At 68.5% G+C, this 24,355-nt stretch carries 23 protein-coding genes; 20 read left to right on the forward strand and 3 right to left on the reverse strand.

Translation table 11 applies throughout. From position 1 onward, the window contains the following. From A8G18_RS04635 to A8G18_RS04690, 12 genes are all read left to right on the forward strand, one after another. Positions 1-874, forward strand: an 874-nt coding sequence (locus tag A8G18_RS04635; RefSeq protein ID WP_280746497.1) for a glutamate ligase domain-containing protein, incomplete at its 5' end; no start/stop codon positions are given. A 110-nt stretch (positions 875-984) separates the two neighbouring features. Then, entirely contained in the window at positions 985-1,644 is a 660-nt protein-coding gene (locus A8G18_RS04640; protein WP_016932842.1) for a cell division protein FtsQ/DivIB, read from the forward strand. Positions 1,645-1,900: 256 nt separating this feature from the next. After that, the gene (ftsZ, locus tag A8G18_RS04645; RefSeq protein ID WP_064062923.1) at positions 1,901-3,142 is read left to right on the forward strand and encodes a cell division protein FtsZ; all 1,242 of its coding nucleotides are present in this window, start codon (positions 1,901-1,903) and stop codon (positions 3,140-3,142) included. Then, positions 3,139-3,885 (forward strand): peptidoglycan editing factor PgeF, encoded by a 747-nt coding sequence (pgeF, locus tag A8G18_RS04650; RefSeq protein ID WP_064062924.1) that lies wholly within the window; start codon positions 3,139-3,141, stop codon positions 3,883-3,885. The genes ftsZ and pgeF overlap by 4 nt, the downstream gene beginning before the upstream one ends. After that, positions 3,882-4,616 carry a YggS family pyridoxal phosphate-dependent enzyme gene (locus tag A8G18_RS04655; protein WP_064062925.1) on the forward strand — a complete coding sequence of 245 codons (735 nt, stop codon included), beginning with the start codon at positions 3,882-3,884 and terminating at the stop codon, positions 4,614-4,616. Before pgeF ends, A8G18_RS04655 begins: the two co-directional genes overlap by 4 nt. Before the next feature lie 32 nt (positions 4,617-4,648). Next, complete coding sequence (locus tag A8G18_RS04660) at positions 4,649-5,311, forward strand: cell division protein SepF (RefSeq protein ID WP_016932846.1); 663 nt, start codon at positions 4,649-4,651, stop codon at positions 5,309-5,311. Between the two features lie 154 nt (positions 5,312-5,465). Continuing rightward, positions 5,466-5,756 carry a YggT family protein gene (locus A8G18_RS04665; protein WP_006554132.1) on the forward strand — a complete coding sequence of 97 codons (291 nt, stop codon included), beginning with the start codon at positions 5,466-5,468 and terminating at the stop codon, positions 5,754-5,756. A 151-nt stretch (positions 5,757-5,907) separates the two neighbouring features. Further along, positions 5,908-6,753 carry a DivIVA-like cell division protein Wag31 gene (gene wag31, locus A8G18_RS04670; protein WP_064062926.1) on the forward strand — a complete coding sequence of 282 codons (846 nt, stop codon included), beginning with the start codon at positions 5,908-5,910 and terminating at the stop codon, positions 6,751-6,753. 64 nt (positions 6,754-6,817) lie between these two features. Continuing rightward, the gene (locus tag A8G18_RS04675; RefSeq protein WP_064062927.1) at positions 6,818-7,078 is read left to right on the forward strand and encodes a hypothetical protein; all 261 of its coding nucleotides are present in this window, start codon (positions 6,818-6,820) and stop codon (positions 7,076-7,078) included. A gap of 260 nt (positions 7,079-7,338) precedes the next feature. Continuing rightward, positions 7,339-10,497 carry an isoleucine--tRNA ligase gene (gene ileS, locus A8G18_RS04680; protein ID WP_064062928.1) on the forward strand — a complete coding sequence of 1,053 codons (3,159 nt, stop codon included), beginning with the start codon at positions 7,339-7,341 and terminating at the stop codon, positions 10,495-10,497. A gap of 11 nt (positions 10,498-10,508) precedes the next feature. Then, entirely contained in the window at positions 10,509-11,816 is a 1,308-nt protein-coding gene (locus tag A8G18_RS04685; protein WP_064062929.1) for a DNA polymerase IV, read from the forward strand. 122 nt (positions 11,817-11,938) lie between these two features. Beyond that, positions 11,939-12,442 carry a WKL family lipoprotein gene (locus A8G18_RS04690; protein ID WP_016932851.1) on the forward strand — a complete coding sequence of 168 codons (504 nt, stop codon included), beginning with the start codon at positions 11,939-11,941 and terminating at the stop codon, positions 12,440-12,442. Positions 12,443-12,525: 83 nt separating this feature from the next. Here A8G18_RS04690 and A8G18_RS04695 read toward each other — a convergent pair whose 3' ends face one another. Further along, positions 12,526-13,482 (reverse strand): hypothetical protein, encoded by a 957-nt coding sequence (locus A8G18_RS04695; RefSeq protein ID WP_064063024.1) that lies wholly within the window; start codon positions 13,480-13,482, stop codon positions 12,526-12,528. A 67-nt stretch (positions 13,483-13,549) separates the two neighbouring features. Between A8G18_RS04695 and lspA the strand changes: the two genes are divergently transcribed. The 6 genes from lspA to A8G18_RS04725 all read left to right on the forward strand — a co-directional run bounded on the left by lspA (position 13,550) and on the right by A8G18_RS04725 (position 21,587). After that, complete coding sequence (gene lspA, locus A8G18_RS04700; RefSeq protein ID WP_016935470.1) at positions 13,550-14,170, forward strand: signal peptidase II; 621 nt, start codon at positions 13,550-13,552, stop codon at positions 14,168-14,170. Positions 14,171-14,184: 14 nt separating this feature from the next. Further along, positions 14,185-15,093 carry an RluA family pseudouridine synthase gene (locus tag A8G18_RS04705; protein WP_016935471.1) on the forward strand — a complete coding sequence of 303 codons (909 nt, stop codon included), beginning with the start codon at positions 14,185-14,187 and terminating at the stop codon, positions 15,091-15,093. A gap of 3 nt (positions 15,094-15,096) precedes the next feature. Next, a complete protein-coding gene (locus tag A8G18_RS04710) occupies positions 15,097-15,744 on the forward strand; it encodes a hypothetical protein (RefSeq protein ID WP_064062930.1) in 648 nt (215 codons plus the stop codon). Between the two features lie 64 nt (positions 15,745-15,808). Next, entirely contained in the window at positions 15,809-16,750 is a 942-nt protein-coding gene (gene rarD, locus A8G18_RS04715) for an EamA family transporter RarD (RefSeq protein WP_425337689.1), read from the forward strand. A gap of 38 nt (positions 16,751-16,788) precedes the next feature. Next, complete coding sequence (dnaE, locus tag A8G18_RS04720) at positions 16,789-20,325, forward strand: DNA polymerase III subunit alpha (RefSeq protein WP_064062931.1); 3,537 nt, start codon at positions 16,789-16,791, stop codon at positions 20,323-20,325. A gap of 122 nt (positions 20,326-20,447) precedes the next feature. After that, entirely contained in the window at positions 20,448-21,587 is a 1,140-nt protein-coding gene (locus tag A8G18_RS04725; protein ID WP_064062932.1) for a carboxylate-amine ligase, read from the forward strand. 101 nt (positions 21,588-21,688) lie between these two features. Here A8G18_RS04725 and A8G18_RS04730 read toward each other — a convergent pair whose 3' ends face one another. Next, complete coding sequence (locus A8G18_RS04730) at positions 21,689-21,916, reverse strand: hypothetical protein (RefSeq protein WP_016935389.1); 228 nt, start codon at positions 21,914-21,916, stop codon at positions 21,689-21,691. 123 nt (positions 21,917-22,039) lie between these two features. On the opposite strand from A8G18_RS04730, the gene A8G18_RS04735 reads away from it, so the two are divergent. After that, positions 22,040-22,513 (forward strand): nitroreductase family deazaflavin-dependent oxidoreductase, encoded by a 474-nt coding sequence (locus tag A8G18_RS04735; protein WP_016934120.1) that lies wholly within the window; start codon positions 22,040-22,042, stop codon positions 22,511-22,513. Between the two features lie 127 nt (positions 22,514-22,640). Next, positions 22,641-23,960: a threonine ammonia-lyase IlvA gene (gene ilvA / locus A8G18_RS04740; protein WP_026003284.1), complete on the forward strand. Its 1,320-nt coding sequence runs from the start codon at positions 22,641-22,643 to the stop codon at positions 23,958-23,960. Positions 23,961-23,995: 35 nt separating this feature from the next. Here the strand turns inward: ilvA and A8G18_RS04745 are convergent, their stop codons facing one another. Then, positions 23,996-24,271: a hypothetical protein gene (locus A8G18_RS04745; RefSeq protein ID WP_064062933.1), complete on the reverse strand. Its 276-nt coding sequence runs from the start codon at positions 24,269-24,271 to the stop codon at positions 23,996-23,998. Between the last annotated feature and the right edge of the window lie 84 nt (positions 24,272-24,355).

The raw sequence follows: 24,355 nt of genomic DNA on the forward strand, positions 1-24,355 counted from the left end.
GCTCGCCGAGCGGGTCGTCGCGCTCGGCCGCGACGACCTGCGGGTCCGGGGCTACGGCACGGCCGACGTCATCGGCACCGAGGGCGACCACCGCGGCGTTCCTGTCGGCGTGCGTCTCCTCGGCTGGGAGGCCAAGGACGTGGGTGGGGTCGCCGAACTCCACCTCGCGGGTGAGGATTCGCCGCGGACGGTGCGACTGTCGGTCCCCGGCCGGCACATGGCGTTGAACGCTCTGGCCGCGCTGCTCGCCGCGCTCGAGGCCGGGGCGCAGGTCGACGAGGCGCTCGAGGGACTGGCCGGTTTCGGCGGAGTGCACCGGCGATTCCAGTACACCGGCCGCGAACACGGCGTGCGGGTGTTCGACGACTACGCCCACCATCCCACCGAGGTCCGGGCTGTCCTGGCGGCCGCGGCCGAACTCGTCGCGGGGGAGCCGCTGCGCTACACCGAGACCGGCACCGAACGGCCCCGGGTGATCGTCGTGTTCCAGCCGCACCTCTATTCGCGCACCGAGGCGTTCGCCACCGAGTTCGGCGCGGCTCTCGACCTCGCCGACGAGGTCGTCGTGCTCGACGTCTACGGCGCCCGGGAGGAACCGATCCCCGGTGTGAGCGGTGCGCTGGTCGCCCGGGCGGTGAGCAGGCCGGTGCACTACCAGCCGAACCTGTCTGCGGTTCCCCGGCAGGTCGCGCGTCTGACCAGGCCCGGAGATGTCGTGATCACGATGGGCGCGGGTGACGTCACGATGCTCGGCAGGCAGATCCTCGACGCACTCCACAGCAAACCGGGGCGCTACCGTCCGGCCGGGTCCTCACCCGAGCCCGGCGGATTCCGTGCTGCCGGTGGCTCCGGACCGGAGCCGATCGACCCGTGACGCCCGCCGCCGTCTCGTCACGTGCACGTCGTGGGCGACCGTCACGAGAGCCTCGTGAACCCGGGGGGCCCAGGGAACGCGGCACCGCCCGCCGCCCGTCGGGCCGGTCGGTGCGGTTGCGGACCGTGCTCGTCGGGGCAGGGATCGTCGTGGTGCTCCTCGGGGCGATCGCGGTGGCCTGGTTGTCGCCGTTGCTGTCCGTGCGGTCGATCGAGGTGACGGGGATCGAGGTCGTCACCTACGACGAAGTGGTCGACGCGCTCGAGGTGGCCGAGGGCACACCGCTGCTGCGGGTCGACACGGCAGCGGCGGCGCAGCGTGTCGCGACGATTCCCCGCGCGGCTTCGGTCCGGGTGCAGCGGGTGTATCCCTCCTCTGTGCGTGTGACGGTCACGGAACGGGAGGCGATGGTCTTCTTCGACGCACCCGACGGCACCCATTCGGTAGACATCGAGGGGGTCGACTTCGCGGTCGAGCCACCACCGATGTTCACCCCGCGACTGGTGACGCCCTCGCCCGGCACGGGTGATCCCACGACCCGCGCTGCCGTGGAGGTGCTCGACATGCTGCCGCCCGAGCTGCGCGTCCAGGTCGAGACGATCGAAGCGCCGACGGCATCCGACATCTCGCTCGTGCTCACCGACGGGCGTGTCGTGGTGTGGGGTGGAGTCGATCGTTCGGACCGGAAGGCGGCGGTCGTCGGTCCGCTGCTGACACAGCCGGGGGAGCGATTCGACGTGGCGAGTCCCGACCTGCCGACGGTGAGGTGAGGGATCGGTGAAATTCGTGCGGCGTGTCCGGCGCGTCTGCTGGCTAATCCCGGTACCCGTGCCATAGCGTTTCGGACAGCCGCGTTACTTGACATAACCTTCAAGCTGTGGTTGAGGGTTTGTCGAGGCGACGTGCTGCAAGGCCGTCCGACAGACGGACGCGACCGACATGAGCCAGACCCCGACCCAGCACCACCCAGACCCGAGCACCACCCGGAAGCATGCACCACCCGGAACTTCAGGAAGGCGAGAGCACATGACGCCCCCGCACAACTACCTCGCCGTAATCAAGGTCGTCGGTATCGGCGGTGGCGGCGTGAACGCGGTCAACCGCATGATCGAGCAGGGACTCAAGGGAGTCGAGTTCATTGCCGTCAACACCGACGCGCAGGCGCTGCTCATGTCGGATGCCGACGTCAAGCTCGACGTCGGTCGCGAATTGACCCGCGGACTCGGCGCCGGCGCAGACCCGGAGGTCGGCCGCAAGGCCGCCGAAGACCACAAGGACGAGATCGAAGAGGTGCTCAAGGGCGCCGACATGGTCTTCGTGACGGCCGGCGAGGGCGGTGGAACCGGTACCGGCGGTGCACCCGTCGTCGCGAGCATCGCCCGCAAGCTCGGCGCGCTCACCGTCGGTGTCGTCACGCGCCCGTTCTCGTTCGAAGGCAAGCGCCGCGGCAGCCAGGCAGACACCGGAATCCAGACGCTGCGCGAATCCTGCGACACGCTCATCGTCATCCCCAACGACCGGCTCCTGCAGCTCGGCGACGCCGCCGTCAGCCTCATGGACGCCTTCCGTTCCGCCGACGAGGTGCTCCTCAACGGTGTGCAGGGCATCACCGACCTGATCACCACCCCGGGTCTGATCAACGTCGACTTCGCCGACGTCAAGGGCGTCATGTCGGGCGCCGGCTCGGCGTTGATGGGCATCGGCTCGTCGCGCGGTGAGGGACGTGCCATCAAGGCCGCCGAGGCGGCGATCAATTCGCCGCTGCTCGAGGCGTCGATGGAAGGTGCGCGCGGCGTGCTGCTGTCGATCGCCGGCGGATCCGATCTCGGTCTGTTCGAGATCAACGAGGCCGCCTCGCTCGTGCAGGAGGCCGCACACATCGACGCCAACATCATCTTCGGCACGGTCATCGACGACTCGCTCGGCGACGAGGTCCGAGTGACCGTCATCGCTGCCGGGTTCGAGGGCGGAACCCCCGCTCGCCGTCCGGTCGAGGTGGGTCAGCAGCAGCCGGGCCAGTCGCAGCAGCAGCAGCCGCAGCAGTCGCCGCAGCAGCAACAGTCGTCCGGCCGTCCCGGTGCGATCGGTGTCGCCCGCGCCGGTGAACTCGGCCGCCCGGAGCGCGAGCCGGTCGAGCCGGCTCCCGTGCGGGACCCGGCGCCCGTTGCCGGCCAGCCTCCGGCAGGAGGGGGCAACGCACCCCGCAGCGTGGACATCGACGACGACGGTGACGACGACGTCGACGTGCCGATCTTCATGCGCCGTTGACGGCTCCGCATCGCCTGCTGCGCGCGCGCCGGGTCGTGACCACACGGGCCGGTGGGGTGTCCGCAGCTCCGTACGACAGTTTCAACCTCGCCGACCACGTCGGTGACGATCCGGCCGCGGTCGACGCCAACCGGCGGCGACTCGCGTCCGTCATCGGGCTGCCGCCCGAACGCTTCGTCTGGATGGAACAGATCCACAGCCGCAACGTCACCGTGGTCGACGGCCCGGTGACGGGTCCGGTTCCTGCCACCGATGCGCTCGTCACGCGCGAGACCGGGCTCGCGCTCGCGACCCTCAGTGCCGACTGCGTGTCGATCCTGCTGTCCGACGAGGCCGCCGGGGTGATCGCTGCCGTGCACGCCGGTCGTGTCGGTGCGCGCATCGGAATCCTTCCCCGGGTCCTCGACGTCATGGTCGACCTCGGGGCCCGCCCCGAGCACATCGGCGCATTGCTCGGACCGGCGGCGAGCGGACGGAACTACGAGGTGCCCGCGGCCATGAGAGCCGACGTCGAGGCCCACCTGCCGGGCAGCGCGACCCGCACGAGTCGCGGAACACCCGGTCTCGATCTGCGTGCCGGTCTGCGCCGGCAGCTCGCCGAGCACGGTGTGACGGCCGTGGTCGAGGATCCGCGGTGCACGATCGAGGACACCGCTCTGTTCAGTCACCGGCGTTCGGCACCCACCGGCAGGTTCGCCTCGGTCGTCTGGCTCGAGGAGGCACGCGAGGAGGGGACGGCGTGAGCGTTCCGGCCTCCGGGGACAGGCGCCGCGAACTCGCCGGACGTCTCGCCGCCGTCCGCGAGCGACTGGACGCCGCGGCCCGCGCGGCCGGTCGGGATCCGTCGGAGGTCGCACTGCTCACCGTCACCAAGTTCTTTCCCGCCTCGGACGCCGTGCTCCTCCACGAGCTGGGATGTGACCGCTTCGGCGAATCACGTGAGCAGGAGGCGAGTGCGAAGATCGCCGAGTTCCGGGCGAGCGTGGCCGAGCCGGTCGAGTGGCACATGATCGGGCGGGTGCAGCGCAACAAGGCTCGTGCGGTCTCCCGCTGGGCGCACACGGTGCACTCGGTCGACAGTCTCCGTCTCGTGCACGCCTTCGAGAAGGGTGTGCGGGCGGCGCTCGACGATGGTGAACGCGAGGCCCCGCTGCGAGCCCTGCTGCAGGTCAGCCTCGACGGAGACCGAGAGCGGGGCGGCGTGGTGGCCGAGGATCTTCCGGCCCTCGCGGACGCGGTCGGCGCGTCCGAGGTGCTCGAACTCGGAGGCCTGATGGGTGTCCCACCGCTCGGGTGGGAGCCCGAGCGCGCGTTCGAGCAGCTGCACGGCCTGCATGCACGCCTGCTGGAGGATCACCCCGCGGCCGTGGAGTTGTCCGCAGGGATGTCAGGTGACCTCGAACACGCGGTTCGGTGGGGTTCGACGTGCGTGCGTGTCGGAACGGCGGTCTTGGGGTATCGACCGTTAGCCTGAATGACATCCGCCGCGCGAGGGAAAGGCGATCGATGAGCACACTCCACAAGTTCAAGGCGTACTTCGGGATGGTGCCGCTCGAGGATTACGAGGACGAATACCTCGACGATCCGGCGAGCGGCCGTCGCGACCGCGATCGGGACTACGGCGACGCGCCCTACGGCGGCTACGCGCCGTCGCACCGCGACGAGTACGCCCCGTCGCATCGCGAGGAACCGGTCCGCGAGTTCGAACACGACGAATTCGACCGGTACGAGCCGGCACCCCGCCCGCGGGTCGAGCCCATCACGGCCCGCAGCGCCCGCCCGGCGCCCGCCCCGGCCCGTGCTGTCGCCGGGCGTGCATCCCTGGGTGCCGAGAGCCGGCTCGAGCGCGCCGAACCCCGGCGTGGCGCGCTCTTCGACGAGGGAGGTCCGTTGTCCAAGATCACCACGTTGCGCCCCCGCGACTACAGCGAGGCGCGAACGATCGGTGAGCGTTTCCGCGACGGGACGCCGGTCATCATGGACCTCGTCGAAATGAGCAACGCCGACGCCAAGCGTCTCGTCGACTTCGCGGCCGGACTCGCGTTCGCGCTGCGCGGCTCGTTCGACAAGGTGGCCACCAAGGTCTTCCTGCTCTCGCCCGCCGACATCGACGTCTCCGCGGAGGAGCGGCGGCGCATCGCCGAGACGGGCTTCTACAACCAGCAGTAGTCGACGCGCGATGCGCGGGCGCGTACGGCGCGCCCGGCGTCGCACGCCCGTCGCCGTCCCTCGAGTGTCCCGACACGCCCGGCCATGATGCAGATCACTGCAGGCCGGGCGTTTCGGTTTTGATCGACCCGTCCTCGTCGGGCATTGTGGGCAGGTGGCCGTTTTCGAGGTGCTGTGGTTCCTGCTGTTCATCTTCTGGCTTCTGCTGATCGGACGGATCATCGTCGAGTTCATCAGAACCTTCGCGCGGGAGTGGAAGCCGTCCGGCTTCGTCGTCGTCGTCCTCGAAGCGATCTTCACGGTCACGGACCCGCCGGTGAAGTTGCTGCGGAGGTTGATTCCTCCGCTCAATCTCGGTGGTGTACGGCTCGATCTGTCCATCATGGTCTTGCTGTTCATCGTGTATTTCCTCATGGCATTCCTGCCCAGGGGCGGAGCAGCATGACGCCCCCGCCCGGCGTCGTGCCGGGCAGTCCCGGAGCTGCCGTGTGCCACAATGGAGTGCCATATACAGTGGGTTTTGATACGCGTAACGCACTGTCGATTACTCAGAACGCCTGCTTGACCGCTTACTCGACGCGTGAAGGGATCCTTCCATGCCGCTGACACCAGCTGATGTGCACAATGTCGCGTTCAGCAAGCCTCCGATCGGGAAGCGTGGTTACAACGAGGACGAGGTCGACGCCTTCCTCGATCTCGTCGAGCAGGAGCTGACGAATCTCATCGAGGAGAACGCCGACCTGCGTCAGCGGGTGGCCGAACTCGACCAGGAGCTCGCCGAGGCCAAGAAGGCGCCGCGCACCGCGTCGTCGTCCGCGCCGGCGGCCCCGTCCAAACCGGAACCCGCACGCGTGGTGGAGACGCCCAAGCCGGAGCCCGCTCCGGCGCCGGCCCCCGCTCCGGTCGCCGCGGCACCGTCGAGCGGCGACGCGAGCATGCAGGCCGCCAAGGTCCTCGGACTCGCCCAGGAGATGGCCGACCGGCTCACCGGCGATGCCAAGGCCGAGGCCGAGGAGCTCGTCCGCAACGCCCGGACGAATTCCGAGCAGCTCGTCTCCGATGCCCGCACCCGCAGCGAGGCGATGATCGCCGACGCGCGGCAGAAGTCCGACGCGATGCTCGCCGACGCGCGCACCCGCTCCGAGACGCAGCTGCGTCAGGCCAAGGAGAAGTCCGACGCCCTGCAGGCCGACGCCGAGAAGAAGCACACCGAGATCATGGCGACCATCAACCAGCAGCGTTCCGTGCTGGAGGGTCGTATCGAGCAGCTCAAGACGTTCGAGCGCGAGTACCGGGTCCGTCTGAAGTCCTACCTCGAATCGCAGCTCGAAGAGCTCGAGCAGCGTGGTTCGGCCGTTCCGGTGGACGGCGGACAGGAAGCGTTCAACCAGTCCAACTCGTCGTCGTTCGGGTCGTCGTCCTTCGCGAAGGGCAACAGCTGACCGACGGTCTCCCGGCCTGATGCTGTACGGCCCTGGTGCTGTACCTCGGTAGAGGAGGAGCGTCGTGCTCGTCGTCACGCTGGTACTCGCAGCTGTCGGATTCGGTCTCCTCGTGATCGCGTTGATGACCGGATCCGTGGTCTGGGCATGGGGTTGTATCGCGGTGTGCGTCGTGGGAGCGGTGATCCTGCTCGCGAGCGCACTCGGCGGCCGGAGCTCGGCCGAAGGCGAGTGGGCCGATCCGCGGTCCGCCGGGCAGGCCGGACGTCGCGGCCGGCGCGCACCGCGGCAGCGTCCCGGCGACCGGAATTCGTCGGATCGCTGAAGCGGCCTACAATATGCACCATCGAGTGAAGCTCGATCCCGCGCATGCGGGGCGGCGTCGATCCGGCCATCACCGGGGAGCCTCCGGAAGAACGGCGACCGCCGCGGTCGCTCACTAGAACCGGACGGGTGGGCCCGTCACAGCCCGAACGAGTGGCCGTCCCCACGGGACGTGCAAGCGGGGTGGTACCGCGGTAGCCGTGCACGCGCACGGTGATCGTCCCCGTGCCGAGACGTATCCAGGCACGGAGGAGCCACGCTGTGACCGAGAACCACGCTGCACCGGATCCCACCGCAGCAACCGCCGGCGGTACTGCCGGATATCCGCGCGTCGACTACGACCTGCCGCGCGATTCGGGCGTCGACTTCCCGGCGCTCGAAGAGCGCGTCCTCGCACAGTGGGCCACCGACGGCACCTTCGAGGCGTCCCTGCGCAATCGCGACGGCGCCGACGATTTCGTCTTCTACGACGGCCCGCCCTTCGCGAACGGCCTGCCGCACTACGGGCACCTGCTCACCGGCTACGTCAAGGACGTCGTGCCGCGCTTCCAGACCATGCGCGGCAAGAAGGTCGACCGCCGCTTCGGCTGGGACTGTCACGGTCTGCCCGCCGAACTCGAAGCCGAGAAGCAGCTCGGCATCACCGACAAGTCGCAGATCGACTCGATGGGCCTCGCCGAGTTCAACGCGTACTGCAGGCAGTCGGTGCTGCGCTACACCGGTGAGTGGCGCGACTACGTCACCCGCCAGGCCCGGTGGGTCGACTTCGACAACGACTACAAGACACTCGACCTCGACTTCATGGAGTCGGTCATGTGGGCGTTCAAGTCGCTGTACGAGAAGGGCCTGATCTACCAGGGCTTCCGCGTGCTGCCCTACAGCTGGTACGAGCAGACGCCGCTGTCGAACCAGGAGACCCGCCTCGACGACGCATACAAGATGCGTCAGGACCCGGCGGTCACCGTCGACATGGTGCTGCGCGCCCCCGGCTCCGAACTCGACGGCGCGTGCGCGCTCATCTGGACCACCACGCCCTGGACCCTGCCGTCGAACCTCGCGATCGCGGTACACCCCGAGATCGAGTATGTCGCGGTGCGCGGCGCCGACGCGAAGATCTACCTGCTCGCGCAGGACCGCCTCGGACATTACGCCCGCGAACTCGGCGAGGATCCCGAAGTCCTCGGCCGCTACCGCGGCGCCGACCTCGTCGGCCTCGCCTACGAGCCCCCCTTCGATTTCTTCACCGGGCGGGAGAACGCCCACCAGGTCATCGCCGCCGACTACGTCACCACCGAATCCGGTACCGGAATCGTCCACCTCGCACCGGCCTTCGGTGAGGAGGACATGGAGTACTGCCAGCGCAACGGCATCGAGCTCGTGCAGCCGCTCGACCCGGGCGGCAAGTTCACCTCGATGGTCCCGCCGTACGAGGGCCTGCAGGTCTTCGACGCCAATCCGGTGATCATCAAGGACCTCAAGGCCGCCGGAAAGTTGTTGCGGCACGAGACCATCGAGCACTCCTACCCGCACTCGTGGCGGTCGGGCCAGCCGCTGATCTACATGGCGGTGCCGTCGTGGTTCGTCGCCGTCACCCGCTTCCGCGACCGCATGGTCGAGCTCAATCAGCAGATCACGTGGGTGCCCGAACACATCCGCGACGGTCAGTTCGGCAAGTGGCTCGAAGGTGCCCGCGACTGGAACATCAGCCGTAACCGGTACTGGGGCAGCCCGATCCCCGTGTGGGTGTCGGACGATCCGGAGTACCCGCGCGTCGACGTCTACGGTTCGCTCGACGAACTCGAACGCGACTTCGGCGTGCGGCCCACCGACCTGCACCGGCCGATGATCGACGAACTCACCCGGCCCAACCCCGACGACCCGACCGGCAAGTCGACGATGCGTCGTGTTCCCGAGGTGCTCGACTGCTGGTTCGAGTCCGGTTCCATGCCGTTCGCCCAGGTGCACTACCCCTTCGAGAACCGCGACTGGTTCGACACGCACTATCCGGGCGACTTCATCGTCGAGTACAACGGGCAGACCCGTGGCTGGTTCTACACGCTGCACGTCCTCGCGACCGCGCTGTTCGACCGTCCCGCCTTCAAATGTGTTGCTGCCCATGGTATCGTCCTCGGCGACGACGGTCTGAAGATGAGCAAGTCGAAGGGCAACTACCCCGACGTCAACGAGGTCTTCGCCCGCGACGGCTCCGATGCCATGCGGTGGTTCCTCATGTCGTCGCCGATCCTGCGCGGCGGCAACCTCGTCGTCACCGAACAGGGCATCCGCGAGGGCGTACGGCAGGCGCTGCTGCCGCTGTGGAACGCGTGGAGCTTCCTGCAGCTGTACGCGTCGAAGCCGGGCACCTGGCGGACCGATTCGCCGAACGTGCTCGACCGGTACATCCTCGCCAAGCTCGCGCAGACCCGCGAGGTCATCACCGAGGCGCTCGAGACGGTCGACATCGCCGGTGCGTGCGACGAACTGCGCACCTTCTGCGACGCGCTGACCAACTGGTACGTGCGGCGCTCGCGGAACCGGTTCTGGGACGAGGACACCGACGCGATCGACACCCTCCACACGGTGCTCGAGGTCGTCACGCGCCTGGCCGCGCCGTTGCTGCCGATGGCGTCCGAGGTGGTCTGGCGGGGTCTGACCGGGGGCCGGTCGGTGCATCTGACGGATTGGCCGGCCGCCGACGACCTGCCGTCGGATCCGGCGCTCGTCGCCGCGATGGACGAGGTGCGCGGTGTGTGCTCGACCGTGCTGTCGCTGCGCAAGGCGCAGAAGCTGCGCGTGCGGCTGCCGCTGCCGGAGGTCACGGTCGCAACCCCGGGATCTGCGCACCTCGATCCGTTCGTCGACCTCATCAAGGACGAGGTCAACGTCAAGCGGGTCGTGACGACCGACGACGTCGAGGCCCACGGCCGCTTCGAGGTGGTCGTCAACGCGCGTGCGGCCGGTCCGCGCCTCGGCAAGGACGTGCAGAAGGTCATCAAGGCCGTCAAGGCCGGAGACTGGTCGCAGGCGGAGGACGGTACGGTCACCGCCGCCGGCATCACACTGCTGTCCGAGGAGTACACCAGCCGCCTCGTCGCCGCCGAACCGGAATCCACGGCCGCACTGCCGGGCGGCAACGGGCTGGTGGTCCTCGACACGACGGTCACCGAGGAACTCGAGGCCGAGGGCTGGGCCAAGGACCGCATCCGCGAATTCCAGGACGCGCGCCGCAATCTCGGACTGGAGGTCTCGGACCGCATCTCGGTGCGGTTCGAAGTTCCGGCCGAGCGTGCGGAATGGGCTGCCCGCCATCGTGATCTGATCGCGGGTGAGATCCTCGCCACGACCTTCGAACTCGGTGCGGCCGAGGGCGACGCGATCGAACTCGGTGAGGGGACGCGCGCGTCGATCGTCAAGGCGTGACTCGTCGCTGGGTGTTGCACCTGGATCTCGACGCGTTCTTCGCGTCCGCCGAGCAGTTGACCCGGCCGACCCTGCGGGGTCGGCCGGTCCTCGTCGGGGGGCTCGGGGCCCGCGGGGTGGTCGCCGGTGCGAGTTACGAGGCCCGCGTCTACGGCGCGCGCTCGGCCATGCCGATGAGTCGGGCACGCCGACTCGTCGGACCGGCTGCGGTCGTGCTGCCTCCGCGCGGCATCCTCTACCGCGAACTGAGCGGACTCGTCTTCGACACCCTGCGCGCCCGGATCCCGATCCTCGAGACCCTCTCGCTCGACGAGGCGTTCGCCGAACCTCCCGAACTGGTGGGTGCCGACGCCGCCGAGGTCGAGTGGTTCTGTTCGGAGCTACGCGAACATGTGAGGGAGAGAACGGGTCTCGTCGCGTCCATCGGAGCGGGGTCGGGCAAGCAGATCGCGAAGATCGGATCCGGTCTCGCGAAACCGGACGGTGCACTCGTCGTGCGGCCGGAGGGCGAGCTCCCGCTGCTGCACGGCCTGCCCGTGCGCAAGTTGTGGGGGATCGGCCCGGTGGCCGAGGATCGGTTGCGGCGGCTCGGCATCGAGACGATCGGAGATCTCGCGGCCCTGCCGGTCGCCGAGGCGGCATCGATCCTCGGCGGCACGGCCGGCCCGGGTCTGCACCGGCTCGCCAACGGGTTCGACGACCGGCCCGTCGTCGAGCGCGCCGAAGCGAAACAGGTCAGCGCCGAGACCACTTTCCCGACCGACATCGTCGCGATGTCCGGGCTGAGGCGCGCGATCGCGGCGTCCGCGTCCGCCGCGCACTCCCGGCTGCGCAAGGACGGCCGTGCCGCCCGCACGGTGGTGCTCAAGCTGCGCAAGGCCGACATGTCGGTCCTCACCAGGTCGTCGACGCTGCCCTACGCCACCGAGGACGTTCGGGTGCTCACCGCCGCGGCCCAACGTCTCGCGCTCGATCCCCTCGAGATCGGGCCCGTCCGGCTCGTCGGTGTCGGCTATGCGGGTCTGTCCGCGATCGCGCAGGACACGCTGTTCCCCGAACTCGACCGGACGGCGACCGAGGAGTCCGTGCCGGCCGAGGACGACGAGGAGCCGGTCGCGTCGAGCGGACCGGCCACCCGCTGGACGCCCGGCGCCGACGTCCGCCATCCCGAGTTCGGGCACGGATGGGTGCAGGGCGCGGGACACGGCGTGGTCACCGTCCGCTTCGAGACCCGCAGCACGGGCGCGGGACCTGCGCGGACACTCGACGAGAACGATCCGGAGCTCACGGTCGCCGATCCCCTCGCGAGCCTGAACTGAAACACGTTCCCGGCGTCCTCATGGTCCTCTCACTACCGCCGGGTACTCTTGCGGGCGATCCGCTGCCGGATGACCGAGCACGACGAACGCGTCGTGCACGACCGAACGAGAAGGACGAGAAGTTGAAGCTTCGCAAGATCACCGTCGCCACTGTGGCGCTCGCCGCTGCCCTCACGATGTCCGCCTGCAGCTCGGACGACGGCGGTAGCTCCTCCGAGACCGCGAAGACCAGCACCACCACGACCGCTGCGGCTCCGGTCGCCGACTACCCGCCGGTGCCCTCGCCCGAGGAACTCAACGCCGACCTCGCGCGCGCCTTCGACCTCAACGTCCCGGCGTCCGAGAAGACCGATCTGGTCCAGGGTGCCGAAGAGGATCCCGAGCTGATCAACAAGGTGGCCCAGGCCGCCAACGACGCCGGCGTGCAGGTGAACGTCGTCGATGTGACCGACAACGAGAACGGCACCATCACCGCCGGTGTGGAGATGGCGCTCGCGGGCAGCAACCAGCCGTCCTTCGGCACGGTCGACTTCGTCGCCGAGGACGGCACCTGGAAGGTGTCCAAGGACTACGCGTGCTCCATCGTGATCAACATGGCGCAGCTGCAGTCCCCGGCCTGCGCGTGATGTAGTACTCGTCCCGAACGACTCGACGGCCGGCGCGGAACATCCGCGCCGGCCGTCGCCGTCGTCTCCCTGCTGTTTCCGGATTACCGATCCGGGACGGCCCAACCCACCCGGTCGACCTGCGACTGGGACAGCCGCGTTCCGCCATCCGGTTCGACGTAGGTCTGATCGCCTCGCACCGTCAGCTCTCCGCCGACCGGCAGGGGGAGCGACGTGTCGACCGTCATCGACCCCTCACCGGCCATCGTGTACTGCTCGATGTCGAGACGGCCCTGCCCGTTCGGCAGCACCCAGGTGGACTCACGCGGTGTCTGTTCGACCTTCACATCGACCGTGATGCGATCGTCCTCGCGCTCGACGAGCGTCGCCGTCCCCACCTGGTCGAGGGTGATGCCGGCGCTCATCACCTGCTGGTGGACCTCCCACACCGCGCCCACCCCGATCGCTTCCTCCGGGAACGACACGATGCGATAGACGGCCTGGTAGAAGGCCTGCTCGATCGCCGACCGCGCGATGTTCGCCGCATCGGGGGCAGGTTCGAGGCGCAGCGCGCTGATAGCGCCGGTCGGCCCGATCGTCAATCCTGCTCCGGAGCCTTCGGCATCGGACAGCGCCGACCCGAGCGTCCCGTCCGGCGACGTCGCCGACCCGACCGTGATGTCGACGACGGTGCTCGGATCCTTGTCGGAGATCGCCCGCTCGACCGTGGCCGAGAGCGGAAGAGTCAACTCGGGTGTGGAGAAGTCTTGTTGCGGGTCGGCGCCGACCCGCTGGAAGACCTCGGAGCGGGTGGTCAGCACGACGTTCTGCTGCACCCCCGCCGCGGGAGCGAACCGCACCGCAGATCGGGGTTCGGCACCCGGGTCGAGCACCGTCGTGGCCACCGCCGACACGGGCACCGTCACCTCCGTCGATGTCGCGGCCGTGACGGCGGGCGCGCCGTCCGAAGGACCACCGCAAGCGGCGACGAGAGTGGAGATGGACAGCACAGCCGCAAGGGCACACGGCCCCGAGCGGGCGAATCTGGACAGCGCAGGCACGACACCCAGGGTAGCCACGACGGGAGGGGGAACCGCCGCGGTCGTCCGGGTAGGGGATGATGGAACGGTGACGAACGAAGCTCCCCGACCCGACCGCGACGCGGATCCGCCGGTTCCCGGTGGTGCCGACGAACCGGCGCCGTCCCCGTCCACCGGCGTCGGCAGGCGCATGCTGCGACCGCTGCTGCTCGTGGCGCTCGTCGTCTACCTCGCGGATCTGGCGACGAAGGTGCTCGCCGTCCACTACATCGACCCGGCCGACCCGATCTCCATCGTCGGCGACACGGTCACCCTGACGCTGATCCGTAATCCCGGCGCCGCGTTCTCCATGGCCACGGGCATGACCTGGCTGCTCACGCTGGTCGCGATCGCTGTCGTCGTCGGTGTCGTGAAGATCGGCCGGACCTTGAGATCGGGGTGGTGGGCGCTCGGTCTCGCCCTGGTCCTCGGGGGAGCGCTCGGCAATCTCACCGACCGTCTGTTCCGCTCGCCCGGACCGCTCCAGGGCCACGTCGTCGACTTCGTGTCGGTCGGATGGTGGCCGGTGTTCAACGTCGCCGACTCGGCCATCGTGTGCGGAGCGATCCTGCTCGTCGCCCTGACCGTGTTCGGCATCGAACCCGACGGCGGCGCCTCGAAGGGCCGGGACGCGGCACCGGACGAAACGAGAAAGGAATCACACCAGTGAGGGAAACCCGCGCGATGCCCGTACCCGACGGGCTCGACGGGATGCGTGTCGATGCAGGCCTCGCGCGCCTGCTCGGTCTGTCCCGGACCGTGGTCGCCACGCTCACCGAGGAGGGCGCCGTCGTGGTCGACGGTGCGGCCGTGGGCAAGTCCGACCGATTGTCCGGCGGCTCGTGGCTCGAGGTCGAGCTACCCGAGCCGCCCCGTCCCCTGACCATCGAGGCCCAGCCCGTCGAGGGCATGGAGATCCTCTACGCCGACGACGACATCGTCGCCGTCGACAAGCCCGTGGGTGTCGCCGCCCACGCGAGCGTCGGATGGACCGGCCCGACGGTGATCGGCGGTCTCGCCGCCGCCGGATACCGGATTTCCACGTCCGGCGCCCACGAACGGCAGGGCATCGTGCACCGGCTCGACGTGGGTACCTCCGGCGTCATGGTGGTCGCGACATCCGAACGGGCCTACACCGTCCTCAAGCGTGCCTTCAAGGAGCGCACGGTCGAGAAGCGGTACCACGCGCTCGTCCAGGGGCATCCCGACCCGAGCAGCGGTACCATCGACGCGCCCATCGGCCGGCACCGCAGCAGCGACTGGAAGTTCACGGTCACCGCCGACGGGAAACCCAGCGTGACGCACTACGACACGATCGAGGCGTTCCAGGCCGCGAGCCTGCTCGACATCCACCTCGAAACCGGTCGCACCCATCAGATCCGCGTGCACTTCTCGGCGCTGCGTCACCCGTGCTGCGGCGACCTCACCTACGGCGCCGACCCGCGTCTCGCGGCACGTCTCGGTCTCGAACGGCAATGGCTGCATGCCTGCACACTCGGGTTCTCGCATCCCACCCGCGGACATTGGGTCGAGATCACCAGCAAGTACCCGCCGGATCTCGAACACGCACTCGCCGTGTTGCGCAGCGCCTGACCGATGGGACGCGTCCTGCCCTGGGCGGCGGTCGTCGCCCTCGTGGTCGCCGTGCTCGTCGCCGGGTGGACCGCCCCGCCCCGGCCGGCCCCGGTCGGCAGCGACACCCTCGGCCCCGACAACGGTGAAGCGGTCGCCGACTACCTGACGCGAGCCGCCGACAGTCTGACCGAGGCGGACGCGGCCGGAGCCCTCGAACACTGGGGACTGGTGTCGTTCGCCGACACCGTGGCCGTCGACCGGGTCGTCGAACTCGCCGACGAGGTGCGGGTGGGGCAGGTGCTGCTCCGCGTCCCGCTCGATCGTGTCCAGACACCCCTCGTGCCGGTCGCGGTGCCGGAGAATCCGGAGGCCGTGCGGCGCGCCCCCTCGGTCGCCGCAGGCCGGCTGGGCCTGGTGGAGTTCGGAACGGAACGCGCCGAGCGGATCGCCGCGGTCTCCGCAGAGCGGCTCGCCGCGGGATGCGAGTGCGTCGTCGCGGTGGTCCTCCGCGGTACCGCAGCACAGTTCCGGGCCGTCGCCGACGAACCGGACGTGCGCGCCGTGGAGGTCCTGCCCGCCGACGCGGTCGCGGGACGCTTCGCGGTGACCCCGCTGCTCCCCACCCATGTCGGGACGGTCGTGCCCGGCCCCGACGACGGGGAGGTGTGATGTCACCTCGGGACGACGGTCCCTTCGGGACGACAGTGCACCGGCGACGCCGTACGGTGATCCGGTGACCGACTCGGGGCGACACGGCGATTCGGGACAACGGAGCCTCGTGCGCACGGGCGTGCTGTGCGGACTCGGCGCCTACGGGTTGTGGGGACTGTTCCCCGCCTACTTCGGTCTGCTCGAACCCGCCGGCGCCGTCGAGATCCTCGCGCATCGCGTGCTGTGGACTCTCGTGCTCATGCTGGTCGTGCTCGGTGTCATGGGCCGTCTGGCCACCCTGCGCGGCCTGTCCGTCCGCACGTGGGGTCTGGTCGCCGCGGCCTCCACCGCGATCGCGATCAACTGGGGCGTGTACATCTACGGTGTGGTCTCGGGCCGGGTGGTCGAGACGGCGCTCGGCTACTTCGTCAACCCGCTCGTCAGCGTGGTGTTCGGTGTCCTGTTCTTCCGCGAACGACTGCGGCCGGCGCAGATCGCCGCGCTGGTGCTGGCGGTGTGTGCGGTGGTGGTGATCACCGTCGACTACGGCAGACCGCCGATCATCGCTCTGACCCTGGCGCTGTCGTTCGCGTCCTACGGAGTGATCAAGAAGATCGTGCCGCTGGACCCGCGGACATCGCTGGCGGGGGAGGGAGTCGTCGCCGCTCCGTTCGCGCTCGGATACGTGATCTTCCTCGCGGTGACAGGTACCGGAACCTTCCTCGGGCACGGGGTGGATCACACCGCCCTGCTCGTGTCGACGGGTCTGGTGACCGCGGTGCCGCTGCTGCTCTTCGGTGCGGCCGCGCAACGGGTCCCCCTCGCGACGCTCGGCATGCTGCAGTACCTCACGCCGAGTCTGCAGATGGCATGGGGTGTATGGGTGCTCGGGGAGGACATGCCCGCCTCGCGGTGGATCGGTTTCGGGCTGATCTGGATCGCGCTGGCGGTGTACAGCACGGACGCACTCGTGCGGGCCCGTCGTCAGCGTGCCGTGGTCACCGCGGAGCCCCGCGCGGCTTAGACTCGTCTCTGCCCACAGACATCCCGGGAGAGGCACGCGTGGCTGACTCGTTCGTTCATCTGCACACCCACACCGAGTACTCGATGCTCGACGGTGCCGCCAAGGTCGGACCGTTGTTCAAGGAGGCCGAACGGCTGGGGATGACGGCCGTCGGCATGACCGACCACGGGAACATGTACGGCGCCAGCGAGTTCTACAACGTCGCGAAGAAGTTCGGCATCAAGCCGATCATCGGCATCGAGGCGTATGTGGCGCCGGAGTCGCGGTTCTCCACCAAGCGTGTGCTGTGGGGCGACCGCAGCCAGAAGTCCGACGACGTCTCCGGCTCGGGTGCCTACACCCACATGACGATGGTCGCCGAGAACTCGACGGGTCTGCGGAACCTGTTCAAGCTGTCCTCGCTCGCCTCGATCGAAGGTCAGCTCGGCAAGTGGGCGCGTATGGACGAAGAGCTCATCGCCCGGCACCACGAGGGCATCATCGCCACCACCGGATGCCCGTCGGGTGAGATCCAGACGCGGCTGCGCCTCGGCCACGACCGCGAGGCGCTCGAAGCCGCCGCGAAGTGGCAGGAGATCTGGGGCAAGGACAACTTCTTCCTCGAGCTGATGGATCACGGCCTGTCGATCGAGCGCCGGGTGCGTGAGGGTCTGCTCGAGATCGGCCGCAAGCTCGACATCCCGCCGCTGGTGACCAACGACTGCCACTACGTCACCAAGGATGCGGCCGCGAACCACGAGGCGTTGTTGTGCATCCAGACCGGTAAGACGCTCTCCGATCCCACCCGCTTCAAGTTCGACGGCGACGGCTACTACCTCAAGTCGGCCCAGGAGATGCGCGAGCAGTGGGACCGCGAGGTGCCCGACGCGTGCGACAACACGTTGCTCATCGCCGAGCGCGTGCAGTCCTACGACGAGGTATGGGCCCACCGCGACCGGATGCCCGTCTTCCCGGTGCCGGAAGGGGAGACACAGGCGAGCTGGCTGCACAAGGAGGTCATGCGCGGCCTCGACCGGCGCTTCCCGGCCGGCCCGCCCCGCGAGTACGTCGAGCGCGCCGAGTACGAGATCACGGTCATCAACCAGATGGGCTTTCCGGCGTACTTCCTCGTCGTCGGCGACCTGATCAACCACGCCCGCGAGGTCGGTATCCGCGTCGGACCCGGTCGTGGTTCGGCCGCCGGTTCGCTCGTCGCCTACGCGATGGGCATCACGAACATCGACCCGATCCCGCACGGTCTGCTGTTCGAGCGGTTCCTCAACCCCGAACGTGTGTCGATGCCCGATATCGATATCGACTTCGACGATCGCCGCCGCGGGGAGATGGTGCGCTACGCCACCGAGCGGTGGGGAAACGACAAGGTCGCCCAGGTCATCACGTTCGGCACCATCAAGACCAAGGCCGCGATCAAGGACTCCGCGCGGGTGCAGTTCGGCCAGCCCGGTTTCGCGATCGCCGACCAGATCACCAAGGCGCTGCCGCCGCCGATCATGGCCAAGGACATCCCGGTCTCGGGCATCACCGATCCGAGTCACGAGCGGTACAAGGAGGCCGCCGAGGTCCGCCAGCTGATCGAGACCAACCCGGACATCAAGAAGATCTACGACACCGCGCTCGGCCTCGAGGGCTTGATCCGCAATGCGGGCGTGCATGCGTGCGCGGTGATCATGTCGTCCGAGCCGCTCATGGACGCGATCCCGCTGTGGAAGCGCGCGCAGGACGGCGCGATCATCACCGGCTGGGACTATCCGTCCTGCGAGGCCATCGGCCTGCTGAAGATGGACTTCCTCGGTCTGCGCAATCTCACCGTCATCGGCGACGCGATCGAGAACATCAAGGTCAATCGCGGGATCGATCTCGATCTCGACACCCTGCCGCTGGAGGATCCGGCGACCTACGAACTGCTCGCGCGCGGCGACACGCTCGGCGTGTTCCAGCTCGACGGCAGCGCCATGCGCGACCTGCTGCGCCGCATGCAGCCCACCGGCTTCGAGGACATCGTCGCCGTGCTCGCGCTGTACCGCCCCGGCCCGATGGGCATGAACGCGCACAACGACTACGCCGACCGGAAGAACGGGCGGCAAGAGGTCAAGCCGATCCACCCCGAGCTCGAGGAACCGCTGAAGGACATCCTCGCCGACACCTACGGCCTGATCGTCTACCAGGAGCAGATCATGCAGATCGCTCAGAAGGTGGCCGGGTACTCCCTCGGGCAGGCCGACCTGCTGCGTCGCGCGATGGGCAAGAAGAAGAAGGAGATCCTCGACGAGGCCTACGACGGCTTCGCGCAGGGCATGAAGGACAACGGCTTCTCGCAGGCGGCGATCACGGCGCTGTGGGACACCGTTCTGCCCTTCGCCGGTTACGCGTTCAACAAGTCGCACGCCGCCGGCTACGGCCTCGTGTCGTTCTGGACCGCCTACCTCAAGGCGAACTATCCGGCCGAGTACATGGCCGGGCTGCTCACCTCCGTCGGCGACGACAAGGACAAGGCCGCGGTCTACCTGTCCGACTGCCGCAAGATGGGCATCACCGTGCTGCCCCCGGACGTCAACGAGTCGCACACCAACTTCATGTCGGTGGGTGAGGACATCCGGTTCGGCCTCGGCGCGGTCCGCAACGTGGGCGCGAACGTAGTCGCCTCGATCATCAAGGGACGGGAGGAGAAAGGCCGCTACACCGACTTCTCCGACTATCTCAACAAGATCGACACCGTCGCATGCTCGAAGAAGGTCACCGAATCCCTCATCAAGGCAGGAGCTTTCGACTCGCTCGAACACCCGCGTAAGGGATTGATGCTCGTCCATGCCGACGCGATCGACGCGGTGATGAGCACGAAGAAGGCCGAGGCGATCGGCCAGTTCGACCTGTTCGGCGGGGCCGACGCCGACGAGTCCGTCGCCGCGGTGTTCAACGTCCGCATCCCCGAGGAGGAATGGGATACCAAGCATCTTCTCGCTCTCGAACGGGAGATGCTCGGTCTCTACGTCTCCGGGCACCCGCTCAACGGCGTCGAACACGTCCTCGCGTCCCAGGCCGACACCCAGATCCCGGCGATCCTCGAAGGCGCGCTCAAGGACGGCACCCAGGTCACCGTCGGCGGCATTCTCGCCTCCGTGAACCGCCGCATCAACAAGAACGGTCTCGCCTGGGCGTCCGCGCAGCTCGAGGACCTCACAGGTGGCATCGAGGTGCTGTTCTTCCCGCAGTCCTACGCCGTCTACGGTATGGACGTGGTGGAGGACTCGGTGGTCCTCGTCAAAGCCCGGGTGTCCATCCGCGACGACCGGATCTCCCTGATCGCCAACGATCTCGTCGTCCCCGACCTGTCGCAGATCGGGGTGGCGAAACCGGTCTCGGTGTCCATGCCCACCCGGTTGTGCACCCCCGACAAGGTCGGTGCCCTCAAGAACGTGCTGACGCGTCATCCCGGTTCGTCCGACGTGCACGTGCGGCTCATCACCGGCAGCAAGGTCACGGTTCTCAAGCTCGACGACAGTCTGCGGGTCGAAGCGTCGTCGGCGCTCATGGGCGACCTCAAGGCGCTGCTCGGGCCGGGTTGCCTGGCTACCTAGCGGTCTCGCCGCGCGGTCCGAGCACCTCGGCCGGCCGATACGGTTCACACCGAGCACCCTGTACACCCACGCCGAACCGTTGTCCCTTCGTAGAGTGAAAGATCTCGAGTGGGGAGAACGCCATGACCGCCACAGGACCGACGATCACCCCCGCCGTGCGCGGTGGGGCGGCGGCAACGATCGGCGTGGAAGAGGAATTCGTCCTGGTCGACTTCCGTACCGGCCGTCCCCACCTGCGCAGTCTCGAGGTGATCGAGGCCGGACGCGAACTCGGCATCGACCTCACCGTCGAGCTCTCCCGATGCCAGATCGAGACCGCCACCGCGGTGTGTACCCACCCGCAGGACCTACGCGCACAGTTGCACCGCACTCGCGCGGCCGCAGCCGATGCCGCAGCGCGCGCCGGATGCCGGCTGGTCGCGGTCGGAACACCGATTTTCGAGCCTCCGGCGGGATCGATCACCGCCACGCCGCGCTATCAGCGCATGGCACAGCACTTCGGGGGCATCGCCGACGGCGTGATCTGCGGATGTCACGTGCACATCGGTGTCGATGATCGTGACCGCGCGGTACAGCTCATCAACCATCTGCGACCGTGGCTCCCCACCCTGCTGGCGTTGACCGCGAACTCCCCGATCGCCGACGGCCGGGACACCGGCTATGCCAGCTGGCGATACCTGCGATGGGGGCGCTGGCCGAGCGCGGGAGTGCCCCCGCAGTGCACCTCGGCCGCGGATTACGACGCGGCGGTCGAATCGCTGCTCGCCACCGGCACGATCCTGGACCCCCGCATGGTCTATTGGGATGCGCGGATCTCCGCTCGTCATCCGACCGTCGAGATCCGCGTCGCGGATGTACCTGCGACCGTCGAGGAAACCGTCACGCTGGCCACCTTGGTCTATGCGCTGGCCGCCCGGGCGACAGCGGCGATCGAGCGCGGCGAGGCGGCGCCCTCGGTCGGCCGGGAGTTACTGCGCGCAGCGTGCTGGAGAGCCGCCCGGGACGGTCTGGCCGGGCGCGGCGTCGATGTTCACTCTGCGCAGCTGGTTCCGGCTGCGGAATTGATCCGCCGACTGCTCGTCCAGGCAGGGCCGGTCCTCGAGGAACTCGACGCCTATCGATCCGTGCACGACACTCTGGCATCGATCCTGGACCGCGGCAACGGCGCGATCCGGCAACGGCGCATCCGCGAGCATGGCGGCTCCTTCGCGGATGTGATCGCCGACGCGGCACGGCGCACCGTCGAGGGCTGTACGTCCTGATCCACCTCGGGCGGTCGGGGATCTCGGTACTCGGGGATCCAATCGATCGGGCTGCACGAAGCCCGGCCGGACGTCACGGGTGCAGATATGGGACGGTTCGTTCAGGAACGGAACACGCGCCGCTGGAACCGGCGGACCCACCACACGGCGACGGTGACCGCGGCCGCGCCGAGCACGGCACTCTGTGCGCTGGCGGTGACGACGAGGACCACGAGCAGGGTGAGGACGCCCATCGCGAGAGCTTCGAGCTTGTACAGGGGCCAGATCGTCCCGGCGATGTCGACACCGTCGGTGCGCTCGCGAGGGACCCGGGTATCGAGCACGGACATCGCGGTGCACCTCCTGAAGGTCGAGCGGAATACTTTCTTCAGGATAGACGCAGGGAAGAGTTCGGGCCACCGAACTCGGCAATCGAGCGGCGACCGTCACCACGAGCGTGTTGACTGATCGGCATGCCACTGCACGGAGAGTACGAACCGAGTCCCGTCGAATGGAGCGCGAAGCAGGTCGAGGAGTACGAGTCGTCGGGCGGTACCCGCGGCACGACCCTCCAGGGTCGGCCGGTGATCATCCTGACCACGGTCGGGGCGAAGTCCGGCAAGCTCCGCAAGATCCCTCTCATGCGCGTCGAACACGAGGGTGCCTATGCCGCCGTCGCGTCGCTGGGCGGCGCTCCGAAGCATCCGGTCTGGTACCACAACGTCCTGGCGAATCCGCACGTCGAGTTGCGGGACGGCACCGAGATACGGGACATGATCGCTCGCGAGGTCCACGGCGACGAGAAGGCGCAATGGTGGGAACGTGCCGTCGAGGCGTTCCCGCCGTACGCGGAGTATCAGGAGAAGACCGACCGTGAGATCCCGCTCTTCGTCCTCGAGCTCGCCGAAGACCCGGAATCGATCGCCGGGGGTGCTGCGGGCGCGTAGCCGATCACGGCGAAGAATCCGAAGATGCTGCCGTCCCCCTGAGGCGGGTCCCGCCGTGGTGGGCGATTCGGGGGAGTGGCAGCATTGACGGGTGACCTCCACTTCGCGAACAGCAGAACCGACGACTGTGACTGCCGTGCCCGGCGCGGCCGACATCGATGCGGCTGCCGAGCGAATTTCGGAGGCGGTCGCCCCGACCCCGCTCGAGCTCAGCCCCCGGCTCTCGGCCCTCGTGGGTGCGAACGTCTACCTCAAGCGTGAGGATCTCACTCGCGTGCGGTCTTTCAAGCTCCGCGGCGCATACAACGCGATGGCACAGCTCGACGCGGCAGAACGCACCGCAGGTGTGGTCACGGCGAGCGCAGGAAACCACGCCCAGGGTGTGGCCTACGCGTGCCGGGTGATGGGAATCCAGGGCCGAATCTACGTGCCCACCCGCACTCCCAAGCAGAAGCGCGACCGGATCCGCGTGCACGGCGGGGACAGCGTCGAACTCATCGGCGTCGGCGACACCTTCGACGCCGCGGCCGCGGCGGCAGCGGACGATGCGCTCCGTACCGGAGCGACGATGATCCCGCCCTTCGACGACGCCCGCACGGCCGCCGGGCAGGGCACGATCGCGCGCGAGATCCTCGAACAACTCGACGGCGATCTCGATGTCGTGCTCGTCCCCGTGGGCGGGGGTGGCCTCGTCGCCGGCGTTGCCGCGTATCTGCGCGAGCGGTCCCCGCGCACGTCGATCGTCGGCGTCGAGCCGGCGGGAGCAGCATCGATGACGGCCGCGCTGGTCGCGGGCGGTCCGGTGACGCTGCCGGAGGTCGAGCCGTTCGTCGACGGCGCCGCGGTCAAACGGATCGGCGACGTTCCCTACGCGGTCGTGTCCGAACTCGGCGCGGAGGTCGTGTCCCATTCGAGCCTGCCGCTCGTGGCCACGCTGCGCCGCGAAGGGCTCGGCCGCGCACCGTTCGGGATGACCCAGATCGACGAGGGTGCACTGTGCACCACGATGCTCGACCTGTACCAGAACGAAGGCATCATCGCCGAGCCCGCCGGCGCGCTGTCCGTCGCCGCCCTCGACGCGATCTCGGTGCAGCCCGGAGCGAACGTGGTGTGCCTGGTGTCGGGCGGCAACAACGACGTCTCACGCTACGGCGAGATCATCGAGCGGTCGCTCGTCCACCGCGGACTCAAGCACTATTTCCTCGTGGACTTCCCACAGGAGCCCGGTGCGCTGCGCCGGTTCCTGGACGAGGTCCTCGGGCCGGACGACGACATCACCCTGTTCGAGTACGTCAAGCGCAACAACCGGGAGACCGGTGCCGCCCTCGTCGGTATCGAACTGGGTGCTGCAGAAGGCCTTTCGTCGCTGCTCCATCGCATGGACGCATCGCCGATCGACGCGCAGCGACTCGAGCCGGGGTCGCCGGCCTATCGTTATCTGACGTAACCGGGCGCCCCGGTCGCGTCAGGGGTGGTGTGCGGTCACCAGTGATTGCACACCCACCACGGGCCCCACCAGTAGCAGTCGGGCCGCCAGTAGTTGTCCCGGTGATGGTCGCGGTCGTAGTTCTTGTCGTGACGGTTGTAGTACTGGTCGTGCTCGTGATGGTCGTAATTTCCGTGGTCATCGTGTCCGCCGCCGACATTCACGATCCCGGGTGCGGTGTCGACGGTCGGGGACGCCGATGCGACTCCGGCGGGAACGAGAACGAGGGCGGTGCCGAGAAATGCGCTCGCCAGAATCTTCCTGGTTTTCATGGGGATTCACCTCGAGAATTCGACGGTACCCGAGACGGTACTCGCTCACTCGTGGCATAATCAACGACTTTTTCGCTCGACGAA

The sequence above is a fragment of the Rhodococcus gordoniae genome (assembly GCF_001646655.1).
Taxonomy (GTDB): domain Bacteria; phylum Actinomycetota; class Actinomycetes; order Mycobacteriales; family Mycobacteriaceae; genus Rhodococcus; species Rhodococcus gordoniae.

Coding starts and splice junctions, on each gene's coding strand:
- ftsZ (WP_064062923.1), top strand. CDS start 1,901: ATGACGCCCCCGCACAACTACCTCGCCGTAATCAAGGTCGTCGGTATC.
- A8G18_RS04730 (WP_016935389.1), bottom strand. CDS start 21,916: ATGTCCGTGCTCGATACCCGGGTCCCTCGCGAGCGCACCGACGGTGTC.
- A8G18_RS04725 (WP_064062932.1), top strand. CDS start 20,448: ATGACCGCCACAGGACCGACGATCACCCCCGCCGTGCGCGGTGGGGCG.
- A8G18_RS04705 (WP_016935471.1), top strand. CDS start 14,185: ATGCCCGTACCCGACGGGCTCGACGGGATGCGTGTCGATGCAGGCCTC.
- A8G18_RS04660 (WP_016932846.1), top strand. CDS start 4,649: ATGAGCACACTCCACAAGTTCAAGGCGTACTTCGGGATGGTGCCGCTC.
- wag31 (WP_064062926.1), top strand. CDS start 5,908: ATGCCGCTGACACCAGCTGATGTGCACAATGTCGCGTTCAGCAAGCCT.
- A8G18_RS04745 (WP_064062933.1), bottom strand. CDS start 24,271: ATGAAAACCAGGAAGATTCTGGCGAGCGCATTTCTCGGCACCGCCCTC.
- A8G18_RS04735 (WP_016934120.1), top strand. CDS start 22,040: ATGCCACTGCACGGAGAGTACGAACCGAGTCCCGTCGAATGGAGCGCG.
- A8G18_RS04710 (WP_064062930.1), top strand. CDS start 15,097: ATGGGACGCGTCCTGCCCTGGGCGGCGGTCGTCGCCCTCGTGGTCGCC.